This window comes from Pantoea sp. AN62 (assembly GCF_050432985.1).
Taxonomy (GTDB): Bacteria; Pseudomonadota; Gammaproteobacteria; order Enterobacterales; family Enterobacteriaceae; genus Pantoea; species Pantoea brenneri.
Genome location: NZ_JBNPYB010000004.1, coordinates 254,457 through 268,030, shown reverse-complemented (window position 1 = coordinate 268,030; position 13,574 = coordinate 254,457). Strand labels below are relative to the sequence as shown.

Here is a 13,574-nt window from a genome sequence, read left to right as displayed (position 1 = left end):
GCTCTCTGCTAAGATCAGGATATGGATAAACAACACGAACTGAAACGGACTAAACGTCTGGCGCTGCTGCTGCTGTTACTGGCTGCCGCGACCTTCATCATCACCCTGTTTCTGCCGCCCGGCTTTTGGGTCAGCGGCGTGAAAGCGATAGCGGAAGCGGCAATGGTCGGTGCGCTGGCTGACTGGTTCGCGGTAGTGGCGCTGTTTCGCCGGGTGCCGGTGCCCTTTATCTCGCGTCATACCGCGATTATCCCGCGTAACAAAGACCGTATCGGTGAGAATCTCGGCCGCTTCGTGCAGGAGAAGTTTCTCGATACCGATTCGCTGCTCAGCCTGATACGCCGTCACGATCCGTCGCACCTGCTGGCGCAATGGCTGAATGCGCCCGGCAATGCTGACCGAATCGGCCGACATCTGCTGCAGGTGATGCGCGGCTTCCTCGATCTGACCGATGACACGCGTATTCAGAACTTCATGCGCCGCGCAGTGCATCGCGCCATCGATAAGGTCGATCTGACGCAGACCAGCGCGCTGATCCTGGAGAGCCTGACCAAAAACAATCGGCATCAGGCGCTGCTGGACGCGGCGATCGAACAGTTGCTGGCGCTGCTGCATAAGCCCTCAACCCGCGAGTTCATTGCGCAGCAACTGGTGCGCTGGCTGAAGCGTGAACATCCGATCAAAGCCAAAATGCTGCCGACCGAGTGGCTGGGCGAGCACAGTGCTGAACTGGTGGCGAACGCGGTCGATTCGCTGCTGGATGATGTGGCGCTGGATCAGGGCCACGAGCTGCGTCTCGGCTTTAACCGGGCGGTGGATCGGCTGATCGTCAAACTGCAAACCGACCCGGAGATGGCGGAGCGCGCCGAGGTGATCAAGAGCTGGCTGAAAGAGGATGCCACGCTCAATCGCTACATCGGCGAGCTGTGGAACGATATGCGTAACTGGCTGAAAGCCGACCTCAGCAGCGACGATTCGCGGGTGCAGGAGAAAGTGCGCGGTGCGGCGCTGTGGCTGGGCGAAACCCTGGCCGCCGATCCGGCGCTGCGCGACTCAATGAATCAGCACCTCGAACAGGCAGCGCGCAGCGTGGCACCGGAATTTGCTGGCTTCCTGACGCGCCATATCAGCGATACCGTGAAGAGCTGGGATGCACGCGATATGTCGCAGCAGATCGAATTGAATATCGGTAAAGACCTGCAGTTTATTCGCATCAACGGCACGCTGGTTGGCGGCACCATTGGTCTGATTCTCTATCTGCTGTCACAGCTGCCGCAGCTGATTCCGCTGCTGTCGCGCTAAGTCACCGGGCGAGCCGGCCGTCGGCGGGTAGCGGCCAAACTCAGCGAGGATGGCGTTCACAAAGCTGCGGATTTTCACCGTCTGCCGACGGCCAGCCGGGATCAGCAGATTCATCGGTCGCGCTGGCCCGGCATAATCGGGCAGCACCTGCACCAGCCGCCCCAGCCTGATCTCCTCAGCCAGAATGGTGGCTGGCCCGAGAGTAATGCCATAGCCTTCCAGCGCCGCATGCAGCAGCGCTTTCCAGTCATTCGATCGCATACGTCCCTGCGGATGCACCTCTTCGGTTTTACCCGCCCGGGTAAACACCCAGCGGCAGGGTTTCGACGGCGACCAGATGCCATACACCAGACAGGCATGTTTCACCAGTTCAGCCGGTGTGGCGGGCACCCCGTGCCGCGCCAGATAGGCCGGCGATGCGCAGGCAATCAGCTGATAAGGCTGCAACGGATGGGCGATGATTGAACTGTCGGCTAATTCCCCAATCCGGATCACCACCTCATAGCCCTCTTCAAACGGATCAACCAGCCGATCGCTTAATTCAAGATCGACTTCCATCTCGGGAAACTGGCCCAGGTAGCGGGTGACAAACGGAGCGAGGTTAAAAGAACCAAAGGTGACCGGCGCGCTGACCTTCAGCGTCCCGGACGGTCGGCGCTGCATATCCAGCGCAATCGCATCGGCTTCCTGCGCTTCCGCCACCACAATTTTGCAGCGTTCGTAATAGTTGCGCCCTACATCCGTCAGGCTTTGTCGCCGGGTGGTGCGATGCAGCAGCAGCGTGCCGAGATGCTTTTCAAGCGTGGCGATGTGCTTTGCCACCATCTGCGGTGAGAGTTGCAACTGTCCGGCCGCGGCGGCGAAGGAGCCTGACTCGGCGACTTTGACAAACACGTTCATGCTGGTAAGCCGATCCATGATTCCCTCCTGTTGGTTGTTTATATTGCGTCTGTTTGTCGATTTATTCACCCATTGTTTTTAATTAAGGTCAAGGTGTGATCAACATTGAGGAACACCCCATGAAAATAGGCATTATTGGCGCAGGCTTTGTTGGCCGGGCGATAGCGAAACTGGCGATTCAGGCGGGACATCAGGTGATGCTGAGCAATTCCCGCGATCCCCGTACGCTGTTCAGTCTGAAACCGATGATTGGCTGCGAAACCGGCACCGCCGCCGAGGCTGCCCGCTTTGGCCAGGTGGTGGTGATTGCCGTGCCGCTCACCGCGCTTGAGCAGCTTCCGGCAGCGGAACTGCAGGGTAAAACCGTGCTGGATGCGGTCAATTACTATCCCGAACGCGATGGCGAAATTGAAGAACTGCTCACTGGCCGCATCAGCAGCAGCGAGCGGCTGGCTCGCCTGTTACCCAACAGCCGGATCACCAAGGCCTTCAATGCCATCCGTATGACCGATCTTGAAACCCAGGGCGTGCCCGCAGGCGATGCTCATCGTCGGGCGATACCGCTGGCAGGCGATGACCGCGAAGGCAAAGCCATCGCCATGGCGCTGTATGAAGCCTTTGGATTTGATGCGGTGGATGCAGGAGCCTTAGCGGAAGGCTGGCGTTTCGAGCGTGCCACCCCCGCCTACTGTGTCGCACTCAACAGAGAGCAACTCATCACGACACTGAAAGAAACTCCCCGGCCATAAGCCCTGAACAGACGGTCAGCGCGGCATAAAGTCGCTGCTACTGCCAGACCGCTGACAAACCTAAAGCGATGGCAGCATTCGCCTGCAGCAAAGCATCGCGGGCCACGGATGGCCTGCGCTGAGCCCGCCACGGATGGCGTTTTTGTGTCTTTGCGAAAGGCGTATGTTCCCTGAGCCTGAGCCTGAGCCTGCAGGTAAAACAGATCAGCGCCGTAGCGTACAGGCAATCACAGCCGCTGAAACCGTAACATCCAGACCGCTGACAAACCTAAAGCGATGGCAGCATTCGCCTGCAACAAAGCATCGCGGGCCACGGATGGCCTGCGCTGAGCCCGCCACGGATGGTGTTTTTGTGTCTTTGCGAAAGGCGTATGTTCCCTGAGCCTGAGCCTGCAGGTTAAACAGATCAGCGCCGTAGCGTACAGGCAATCACAGCCGCTGAAACCACTACTGCCAGACCGCTGAATCTAAAGCGATGGCAGCATTCGTCTGCAGCTTAAAAAACAAAAAAGGCCGCAAACGCGGCCTTTTTCAGTTGCGGTGCTCGCTTAGCGCCGCTTGATCAGCATAAACAAGCTGATGGCGAAGAAGGCGAAGCTCGGCAGAATTGCCCCCATGATCGGCGGCAGACCGTAAACCAGGCTCAGCGGGCCAAAGATCTGGTCGAGCACATAGAACAGAAAGCCAAAGCTGATGCCGGTTACCACCCGCACGCCCATCGACACACTGCGCAGCGGACCAAAGATAAACGACAGCGCCATCAGCATCATCACCGCCACCGACAGCGGCTGGAAGATTTTGCTCCACATATTCAGCAGATAACGCCCGGACTCCTGGCCGCTCTGCTTCAGATACTTGCTGTAGTTATACAAGCCGCGAATCGAAAGCGCATCCGGGTCGAGCGCCACCACGCCCAGCTTGTCCGGCGTCAGGTTGGTTTTCCACTCGCCGCCCAGGCTCTGCGAACCGGTGATTTGCTTCGGATCGGTCAGGTTCGACTCATCCACCTGTGACAGCGCCCAGTGCTTTTTCGCCGCATCCCAGGTCGCGGTCGCGGCATAGCGCACGCTCTGCAGCCGACGCTGATCGTTAAAGCTGTAGATGCTGACGCCATCAATCTCATTGTCGCCTTTGATGCGCTCAATGTAGATGAAGTTGTTGCCATCTTTCGCCCACAGGCCGTTTTGCGTCGACACCAGCGCCCCGCCATACAACTGCTGCGCCCGATAGTTACGCGCCAACTGCTCGCCCGATGGCGCAACAAATTCGCCAATCGCCATGGTCAGCAGCACCAGCGGAATCGCGGTTTTCATCACCGACAACGCCACCTGCATGCGGGTGAAACCGGCGGCCTGCATCACCACCAGCTCACTGCGCTGTGCCAGCGTCCCCAGCCCCAGCAGTGCGCCCAGCAGCGCCGCCATCGGGAAGAAAATCTCAATATCTTTCGGCACGCTGAGCAGGGTGTAATAACCGGCCGAGAGCGCGCTGTAGCTGCCCTGACCGGTTTTACGCAGCTGATCGACGAACTTGATGATGCCGGAGAGCGACACCAGCATGAACAGCGTCAGCATGATGGTATTGAAGATGGTTTTGCCGATATAGCGGTCAAGTACGCGAAACATCAGACCGATCCTCCGCGTATGAAGCGGGCACGGACCCGACGCATCGGCACCGTATCCCACAGGTTAAGCAGCACCGCCAGCAGCAGATAGCCGATATTCACTACCCACATCCAGACCGCCGGATCGAGCCGCCCTTTCGCCCCGCTCGACTTCAGCGAGCTTTGCAGCAGGAAGAAGATCAGATAGAGCAGCATCGCGGGCAGCATCGACAACACCCGGCCCTGACGTGGATTGACCACGCTGAGCGGCACCACCATCAGCGCCATCACCAGCACCGAAAACACCAGCGTCATACGCCAGTGCAGCTCGGCGCGGAAAGTCGGCGAGTCGTTGCCGAACAGGCCGGTAAAGCTCGACTGTTCCGCATCGTTAGGGTCCAGCGTGGCCTCTTTGTAGCCCACCAGCGCCTGATAATTGGTGAAGTCAGTGATGCGGAAGTCGCGCAGCAGCGCGGTGCCCTCAAAGCGGGTACCTTTATCCAGCGTCACCACCTGCGAACCGTCTTTATGCTGTTCCATATGACCGCTGTCAGCCAGCACCACCGAAGGCCGCGCGTTGCCTTTTGGCCGTAACTGCGCCAGGAACACGTTGCCGAACTGGTTGCCTTTGACATCCTCAATGAACAGCACGGCGCTGCCATCGCTGGAGGTCTGGAACTGCCCGGCCGCCAGCGCCGCCGTGCCAGGGTTGGCTTTGGCGTTCTGGGTCACTTCATCCTGATAACGGGATGACCAGGGACCGAGCCAGATGACGTTCACCGCCGCCACCAGCGACGTAAACAGCATCAGGACCATCGCCGCCTTGACCAGCACCGCTTTACTCAGGCCGCAGGCGTGCATGACGGTAATTTCACTTTCCGTATAGAGTCGTCCCAGCGTCATCAGGATCGCCAGAAACAGACTTAAGGGCAGTATAAGTTGTGCCATTTCAGGCACGCCGAGTCCTAACAGTGTCAGAACGAGGTTTGTCGGCACTTCGCCATCCACCGCGGCTCCTAAAATCCTGACTAACTTCTGGCAAAAGAAGATCAATAGCAGGATGAAGAGGATAGCCAGCTGGCTTTTGAGCGTTTCCCGAACCAGATATCTAATGATGATCACGCTTAGTACGCCTGTGAAAACTTGTCTTTTTGCAGGAAAATCGCTAGTTTCAACGCTTATTTGCCATTTTTCTTCATCAATGGCCGTCATCGTAGCTAAAATTGTATGACAAACGCGCTTGGGTGGTGGAAAAACAACATCTTGTCACCCTGATTCATTATGACCTCCAGCGGCAGAATGTCATGCTGCCGTGATGAATAAATGGGTCATGAGCGCGCTACATTCTAGCGGCAGCAGCGGCCGTTGTCTTTAAGATTCAGGAGAGTGCATGGAGTTCAGTGTAAAAAGCGGAAGCCCGGAAAAACAGCGCAGTGCCTGCATTGTCGTTGGCGTTTTCGAACCGCGTCGTCTGTCACCGATTGCCGAACAGCTGGATAAAATCAGCGACGGCTATATCAGCGCCCTGCTGCGCCGTGGCGAGCTGGAAGGAAAAGTGGGCCAGACACTGCTGCTGCATCATGTGCCAAACATCCTGTCTGAGCGTATTCTGCTGATTGGCTGCGGCAAAGAGCGCGAGCTGGACGAGCGTCAGTACAAGCAGGTGATTCAGAAAACCATCAATACGCTGAACGATACCGGCTCAATGGAAGCGGTCTGCTTCCTGACTGAACTGCACGTCAAAGGCCGTAACACCTACTGGAAAGTGCGTCAGGCGGTCGAAACCTCAAAAGAGGCGCTGTATAACTTCGATCAGCTGAAGAGCAACAAGGCCGAGCCGCGCCGTCCGCTGCGTAAGCTGGTGTTTAACGTGCCGACCCGCCGTGAACTGACCAGCGGCGAGCGTGCCATTCAGCATGGCCTGGCGGTTGCTGCTGGCATGAAAGCGGCGAAAGATCTCGGCAATATGCCGCCAAACATCTGTAACGCCGCCTATCTTGCCTCGCAGGCGCGTCAGCTGGCGGATGCCTTCAGCAAAAATGTCACGACCCGCGTCATCGGCGAACAGCAGATGAAAGAGCTGGGCATGAATGCCTATCTGGCGGTAGGTGCCGGTTCGCAAAACGAATCGCTGATGTCGGTGATTGAGTACAAAGGCAACCCGGATGCCGACGCGCGGCCGATTGTGCTGGTCGGTAAAGGCCTGACCTTCGACTCCGGCGGCATCTCGATTAAGCCGTCCGACAGCATGGACGAAATGAAATATGATATGTGCGGCGCGGCCTCGGTGTATGGCGTGATGCGTATGGTCGCCGAGCTTAACCTGCCGCTCAACGTGGTCGGCGTGCTGGCCGGCTGTGAAAACATGCCGGATGGTCGGGCGATGCGTCCGGGCGACGTGCTGACCACCATGTCTGGCCAGACGGTGGAAGTGCTGAATACCGATGCCGAAGGCCGTCTGGTGCTGTGCGATGCGCTGACCTACGTTGAACGTTTCGATCCGGAAGTGGTGATTGACGTCGCGACCCTGACCGGTGCCTGCGTGATTGCGCTGGGTCACCACGTCAGCGGTCTGCTGTCGAACCACAATCCGCTGGCGCATGAGCTGATCAGCGCCTCTGAGCAATCGGGCGACCGCGCCTGGCGTCTGCCGATGGCGGACGAGTATCAGGAGCAGCTGGAGTCCAACTTTGCCGACATGGCTAACATTGGCGGCCGGCCTGGCGGAGCGATTACCGCCGCCTGCTTCCTGGCGCGCTTTGCCCGCAAATATAACTGGGCGCACCTCGACATCGCGGGCACGGCCTGGCGTTCAGGCAAAGCCAAAGGCGCCACCGGCCGTCCGGTGCCGATGCTGTCGCAGTTTCTGTTGAATCGGGCAGGATTGAACGGCGACGACTGATCGCCGCAATGCTGACTACAAGGGCGGATGAGATTCCGCCCTTGATCTTCTGACGAGCAAGCTGATGAAAAACGCAACCTTCTACGTGCTGGAAACCGATGCACCGAGCGACGGCCTGAGCGCCATCGAAGCGCTGGTGTGCAATCTGGCGGAAACACGCTGGCGGGCCGGAAAGCGGGTGTTGATCGCCTGTGAAGATGAGCAGCAGGCGATTCGTCTCGACGAAGCGCTGTGGCAACGTCCGGCGAATGCCTTCGTGCCGCATAACCTCGCCGGTGAAGGCCCGCGCTACGGCGCGCCGGTTGAACTGGCCTGGCCGCAGCGTCGCGGCAGTTCGCCCCGCGACCTGTTAATTAGCCTGCTGCCACAGTTCGCAGATTTTGCTACTGCTTTCCATGAAGTGATAGACTTCGTTCCTTACGAAGAATCTCTCAAACAGCTGGCGCGCGACCGCTATAAAGCGTACCGCAGCGTTGGTTTCCAATTGAATACGGCAACGCCGCCACAGCCGCAAACGACATAGCAGAAATGGAAAAGACATATAACCCGCAAGATATCGAGCAGCCGCTTTACGAGCATTGGGAAAAGCAGGGCTACTTCAAACCGAATGGCGATACCAGCCAGGAAAGCTTTTGCATCATGATCCCGCCGCCGAACGTCACCGGTAGCTTGCACATGGGTCACGCCTTCCAGCAAACCATCATGGATACCATGATTCGCTACCAGCGCATGCAGGGGAAAAATACCCTGTGGCAGGCCGGTACCGACCACGCGGGCATCGCCACGCAGATGGTGGTTGAGCGCAAGATTGCGGCTGAAGAGGGCAAAACGCGCCAGGATTATGGCCGTGATGCGTTCATTGACAAAATCTGGCAGTGGAAAGCGGAATCCGGCGGCACCATCACCCGTCAGATGCGCCGTCTCGGCAACTCTGTAGACTGGGAGCGCGAGCGTTTCACCATGGACGAAGGTCTGTCCAACGCGGTGAAAGAGGTGTTCGTCCGCCTGTACAAAGAAAACCTGATTTACCGTGGCAAACGCCTGGTGAACTGGGATCCGAAGCTGCGCACTGCCATCTCTGACCTGGAAGTGGAAAACCGCGAGAGCAAAGGCTCTATGTGGCACATCCGCTATCCGCTGGCCGACGGTGCCAAAACGGCTGACGGTAAAGATTATCTGGTGGTCGCCACCACTCGTCCGGAAACCCTGCTGGGCGATACCGGCGTGGCGGTCAATCCGGAAGATCCGCGCTACAAAGATCTGATTGGCAAATTTGTCATGCTGCCGCTGGTTGGCCGTCTGATCCCGATTGTTGGCGATGAACATGCTGACATGGAAAAAGGCACCGGCTGCGTCAAGATCACCCCGGCACATGACTTTAACGACTACGAAGTCGGTCGTCGTCACAAGCTGCCGATGATCAACATCCTGACCTTTGACGGCGATATCCGCGAGCGCGCCCAGGTGTATGACACCAACGGCGAAGTCAGCGATGCCTGCTCAGATGAGATCCCGGCCGCGTTCCAGAAGATGGAACGTTTTGCGGCACGTAAAGCGATCGTCGCTGCCGTCGATCAGCTTGGCCTGCTCGAAGAGATCAAACCGCACGACCTGACCGTACCTTATGGCGATCGGGGTGGCGTGGTGATTGAACCGATGCTGACTGACCAGTGGTACGTGCGCACCGCCCCGCTGGCGAAAGTGGCGGTCGAAGCGGTTGAAAACGGTGACATTCAGTTTGTGCCGAAGCAGTACGAAAACATGTACTTCTCCTGGATGCGTGATATTCAGGACTGGTGTATCTCTCGTCAGCTGTGGTGGGGTCACCGCATCCCGGCCTGGTACGACAACGACGGTCACGTCTATGTTGGCCGCACCGAAGATGAAGTCCGCGCTGAAAACAACCTGGCCGCCGATGTGGCGCTGCGTCAGGATGACGACGTGCTGGATACCTGGTTCTCCTCTGGCCTGTGGACGTTCTCCACTCTTGGCTGGCCGGAAAATACCGAAGCACTGCGCACCTTCCACCCGACCAGCGTGCTGGTGAGCGGCTTCGACATCATCTTCTTCTGGATTGCCCGCATGATCATGCTGACCATGCACTTCATCAAAGATGAAGATGGCAAACCGCAGGTGCCGTTTAAAACCGTCTACATGACCGGTCTGATTCGTGATGAAGAAGGCCAGAAGATGTCAAAATCCAAGGGCAACGTGATTGACCCGCTGGATATGGTTGACGGCATTTCGCTGGAAGCGCTACTGGAAAAACGCACCGGCAATATGATGCAGCCGCAGCTGGCCGAGAAGATCCGCAAACGCACCGAGAAGCAGTTCCCGAACGGCATTGAGCCGTCAGGCACCGATGCGCTGCGTTTCACCCTCGCCGCCCTCGCCTCAACCGGTCGCGACATCAACTGGGACATGAAGCGCCTGGAAGGTTATCGCAACTTCTGTAACAAGCTGTGGAACGCCAGCCGCTTTGTGCTGATGAACACCGAAGATCAGGATTGCGGCCAGAACGGTGGCGAAATGACGCTGTCGCTGGCAGATCGCTGGATCCTGACCGAGTTCAACAGCACGGTGAAAGCCTACCGTGACGCGCTCGACAGCTACCGTTTCGATATCGCTGCTAACCTGCTGTATGACTTCACCTGGAACCAGTTCTGTGACTGGTACCTGGAGCTGACCAAGCCGGTGATGAACAGCGGTAACGAAGCGGAACTGCGTGGCACCCGCCATACGCTGGTAAACGTGCTGGAAGGCTTGCTGCGTCTGGCGCACCCGATTATTCCGTTTATCACTGAAACCATCTGGCAGCGCGTGAAGGGACTGAAAAACATCAGCGACGACACCATCATGCTGCAACCTTTCCCGCAGTTTGATGCGGCGAAAGAGGATGCCGAAGCGAAAGCGGATATTGAGTGGATGAAACAGGCGATCGTGGCGGTGCGTAATATTCGTGCCGAAATGAACATCGCGCTGAGCAAACCGCTGGATGTGTTGCTGCGTGACTGCTCACCAGCGGCACTGCGTCGGGTAGAAGCAAACCGTAACTTCCTGTCGCGCCTGGCGCGTCTGGAAAGCCTGACCATTCTGCCGGCTGGCGAGAAAGGCCCGGTCTCGGTGACCAAAATCGTTGAAGGCGCTGAGCTACTGATCCCGATGGCTGACCTGGTGGATAAAACTGCCGAACTGGAGCGACTGGCGAAAGAGCTGGTTAAACTGGAGGTCGAAATCGACAAGATTCAGGTCAAGCTGGCCAACGAAGGCTTTGTTTCCCGCGCGCCGGAAGCGGTGGTGGTGAAAGAGCGTGAACGCGTCGCCGAACTGCAACAATCAAAAGCAAAACTGATTGAACAGCAGGCAGTGATTGCGGCATTGTAAGCGTCGTAGCTGACAGCTTATTCATAAAGCCGGGCTCGCCCGGCTTTTTTATTGACCTCGTACAAATCCGGAAGAGATGATGACGACACCCACCACCACGCGCCTTGATCTGCAGGTGCGGCCGATTACTGCCGCCGACAATCCGCATATCGCCCAGGTCATCCGCGACGTTTCAGCGGAGTTTGGCCTGACGGCTGATAAGGGATACACCGTATCCGACCCGCAGCTCGACCACCTGTTCGAGTTGTACAGCGCCGAGCACAGCGCCTACTGGATTGTGGAGCATCAGGGTAAAGTGGTCGGTGGCGGCGGCGTCGCCCCGCTCGCCTGCAGCGCGCCCGATATCTGCGAGCTGCAGAAGATGTATTTCCTGCCAGAAGTGCGCGGCTTCGGCGTGGCGCGCGAACTGGCGCTAAGAGCGATGGAACATGCGCGCCAGCGCGGCTTCCGCCGCTGCTATCTGGAAACCACCAGTAGCCTGACGCGCGCTATCAGGCTCTATGAGTCGCTGGGCTTTGAGCTGATCGACAGCGCATTAGGCTGCACAGGCCATACAGACTGTGAAGTGCGCATGTTGCGAACGTTATGAGCCGCGCCCGACGTAACTCATGTCGTTGATGGATTCAATCACGAACTCCCCGCTGTCGGTATAGCGCAGCCGGGTCACGCTCGCATTTTGCAGCGGCTGGTTTAACGTGGTATCACCCAGCGCCATCAGCAGCGTCGCAATCGCCATGCCGTGCGTCACCACCAGAACGTTACCGCCGCCCTGCTGTTGTGCCTGCTGCGCTATCCGGGTCAGGCTATCCACCATACGCTTCGCCACCTGCTGATAGCTTTCGGCCATCCCTGCTGATTTAATGCCTGCCAGTGACGACGTGCCGGCTGCTTCCACCTGCCGGATCGTGTCGATCATCTGGTCGATATGAACCTTGCCTGCGGCAAACGCCTTCATTATTGCCGCTTCAGAAGCATAACCAGCCTGACGGGCGACGGCATCCCACATGTTCTTATCCAGATCGCCCTCATACAGTCCAAAGCCCACTTCCCGCAACCCTTTCAGCTCGTTTAACGGCAGCGGCGCTTTCCATCCGTGCATCACAAGCTGCGCGGTTTGTCTCGCCCTGCCTGCATCGCTGGACCAGACGGCGATAAACGGCACCGTCTGCAGGCCACGTCCCAGCTTTTCCGCTACCTCCACGCCCGCTGGCGTTAGCGGCGTATCTGCCCATCCCTGCACGCGCTGAACCGTGTTAAACATCGTTTTGCCATGCCGCGTAACAAAGATTGTCACATCGGCAGCGAAGGCTTCGCCTGCACCGGCCCCAATTGCCACAAAAATCAGCAACGCTTTAACTATTTTCTTCATGCTATTTTCCTTATTTGAACAGGTTTAATTTATACTCAATCGCGATTTCGGCCGAAAGACAGGGAGAACGCATAGCGTTTCCTTGCGCATTAAATAGCGGCGTTTCTTTATTATTCTTATATGACCAGCCATAACCGAACAGCGTAGAGATGGAGAGATTTTTCAGGGCTGGATGAGGTTCGATAAAGCGATTAATCAGCGCAATTTCTCCCGAACGTATATGCGCATTACGGTATTTAAACTGCCCATAGTTAATCTGAAACCCACTAAAAATGCCTTTTGAAATTTCAAACTCCGTCTGCGCCACCAGGGCCAGTTCTTTATCACGGGTATAATCTTTCCCGGCAGAGGTGAGTGAGGTAAAACGCCCGCGGGTATTTTTTGTCAGCGGCCGCGCATAATATCCCACCGCATTATGTTTGGGCGCCGAGGTCCAGGCGGCAGCCAGTTTTTGTGTCCATCCATCGTTAATCCAGTCAGCTTCGCCGACATAGTGCCAGGCACGATCGTCGAACGATCTTTTGCTGGCCGCCATATTTTTATAATTTTCCAGCCCCTGACTGCCATAAATTTGCGAGGAGAGACGCCAGTGCGGCGAGAGCGAGTAACTCGCTTCGATAACATGACGCCGCTGGTAATCCTGCGCTTCGCCAAATGCGTAGGCAAGCCGTCCACGGTCACCGGTATAGCTCAGTGCGCCAGTATAGATCGCCGCAATGGTTCGTTTATCCTGGGTTTGCAGGGCAATGCTGTCCGGCGAATCGTGGCGTATCGTTTTGGTCACATAAGCCAAATCCAGCCGCACATTCTGCAGGTTCAGCGCGCCGCTATAGCCTGAGTAACTGTTACGCGACAGGCGGTTAGTGTTGGTCAGCACGCCAATGTTTTTTAACTCCTGCCAGCCCGCTTTCCCTTCGAATCCCGCCTGCCTGTCGCCCAGTTTCACTTTCAGATAGCGCTGGCCAAACTTGCTAAAGCCGTGTGCGTCCGCTTTTTGCTGATTACCGCCGCTGTCGTAAAGCAGACCGCGCGAGGCAAAGTTGTCGCTGGCCCCCAGCCTGATCACGCGGGTATAGGTTGCATCGAAACCCAGCCAGTCCCACAGATAGCCGGAACGATAATCCAGACTTGCCGCCTGCCCCCAGGCGTTATGAACGGTGGTAGGGTGTGTTGCGTTTTCCTTGAGATATTTCCAGTAATTGCGCAGCCTGAGATCGAGCTGCGAATCGTGCAGGAAAGCATTGTCAGAGAGCGCAGGCGCATCGGAATAATCGGCCCACGCCACAGACGGCGGAAAAAACAGTGGAATAAATAACAGAATACAGGTCCTTCCCCTCATTTTAAGACTCCTTCCATTAAATGCGT

The 13,574-nt window shown here is 57.3% G+C and carries 11 protein-coding genes; 6 read left to right on the top strand and 5 right to left on the bottom strand.

Going from position 1 to position 13,574, the window contains the following annotated elements; genetic code table 11:
• Nucleotides 1–21: 21 nt before the first annotated feature.
• The gene (locus FHW04_RS07070; RefSeq protein WP_069728811.1) at nt 22–1,302 is read left to right on the top strand and encodes a DUF445 domain-containing protein; all 1,281 of its coding nucleotides are present in this window, start codon (nt 22–24) and stop codon (nt 1,300–1,302) included.
• Here the strand turns inward: FHW04_RS07070 and FHW04_RS07065 are convergent.
• Complete coding sequence (locus FHW04_RS07065) at nt 1,264–2,220, bottom strand: LysR family transcriptional regulator (protein ID WP_046289168.1); 957 nt, start codon at nt 2,218–2,220, stop codon at nt 1,264–1,266. The genes FHW04_RS07070 and FHW04_RS07065 overlap by 39 nt on opposite strands.
• Before the next feature lie 101 nt (nt 2,221–2,321).
• Between FHW04_RS07065 and FHW04_RS07060 the strand changes: the two genes are divergently transcribed.
• Nucleotides 2,322–2,951, top strand: coding sequence for an NADPH-dependent F420 reductase (locus FHW04_RS07060; protein WP_089561317.1), 630 nt, complete (start codon nt 2,322–2,324; stop codon nt 2,949–2,951).
• A gap of 548 nt (nt 2,952–3,499) precedes the next feature.
• Here the strand turns inward: FHW04_RS07060 and lptG are convergent.
• Nucleotides 3,500–4,576 carry an LPS export ABC transporter permease LptG gene (lptG, locus tag FHW04_RS07055; RefSeq protein WP_046289167.1) on the bottom strand — a complete coding sequence of 359 codons (1,077 nt, stop codon included), beginning with the start codon at nt 4,574–4,576 and terminating at the stop codon, nt 3,500–3,502.
• Nucleotides 4,576–5,676: an LPS export ABC transporter permease LptF gene (gene lptF, locus FHW04_RS07050; RefSeq protein WP_089561316.1), complete on the bottom strand. Its 1,101-nt coding sequence runs from the start codon at nt 5,674–5,676 to the stop codon at nt 4,576–4,578. The genes lptG and lptF overlap by 1 nt, the downstream gene beginning before the upstream one ends.
• 268 nt (nt 5,677–5,944) lie before the next feature.
• Between lptF and pepA the strand changes: the two genes are divergently transcribed.
• The 4 genes from pepA (at nt 5,945) to FHW04_RS07030 (ending at nt 11,429) form a co-directional block, all read left to right on the top strand.
• Nucleotides 5,945–7,456, top strand: a complete 1,512-nt coding sequence (pepA, locus tag FHW04_RS07045; RefSeq protein ID WP_031375817.1) for a leucyl aminopeptidase — start codon at nt 5,945–5,947, stop codon at nt 7,454–7,456.
• 64 nt (nt 7,457–7,520) lie between these two features.
• Nucleotides 7,521–7,979: a DNA polymerase III subunit chi gene (locus FHW04_RS07040; protein WP_031375818.1), complete on the top strand. Its 459-nt coding sequence runs from the start codon at nt 7,521–7,523 to the stop codon at nt 7,977–7,979.
• 5 nt (nt 7,980–7,984) lie between these two features.
• Nucleotides 7,985–10,840 carry a valine--tRNA ligase gene (locus tag FHW04_RS07035; RefSeq protein WP_031375819.1) on the top strand — a complete coding sequence of 952 codons (2,856 nt, stop codon included), beginning with the start codon at nt 7,985–7,987 and terminating at the stop codon, nt 10,838–10,840.
• 76 nt (nt 10,841–10,916) lie between these two features.
• A complete protein-coding gene (locus tag FHW04_RS07030; RefSeq protein ID WP_371316231.1) occupies nt 10,917–11,429 on the top strand; it encodes a GNAT family N-acetyltransferase in 513 nt (170 codons plus the stop codon).
• On the opposite strand, the gene FHW04_RS07025 is transcribed toward FHW04_RS07030, so the two are convergent.
• Both FHW04_RS07025 and FHW04_RS07020 read right to left on the bottom strand, forming a co-directional pair.
• Nucleotides 11,424–12,209 carry a histidine phosphatase family protein gene (locus FHW04_RS07025; protein WP_031375821.1) on the bottom strand — a complete coding sequence of 262 codons (786 nt, stop codon included), beginning with the start codon at nt 12,207–12,209 and terminating at the stop codon, nt 11,424–11,426. The genes FHW04_RS07030 and FHW04_RS07025 overlap by 6 nt on opposite strands.
• A 10-nt stretch (nt 12,210–12,219) precedes the next feature.
• Nucleotides 12,220–13,548, bottom strand: a complete 1,329-nt coding sequence (locus FHW04_RS07020; protein ID WP_031375822.1) for an OprD family outer membrane porin — start codon at nt 13,546–13,548, stop codon at nt 12,220–12,222.
• Nucleotides 13,549–13,574: the final 26 nt, after the last annotated feature.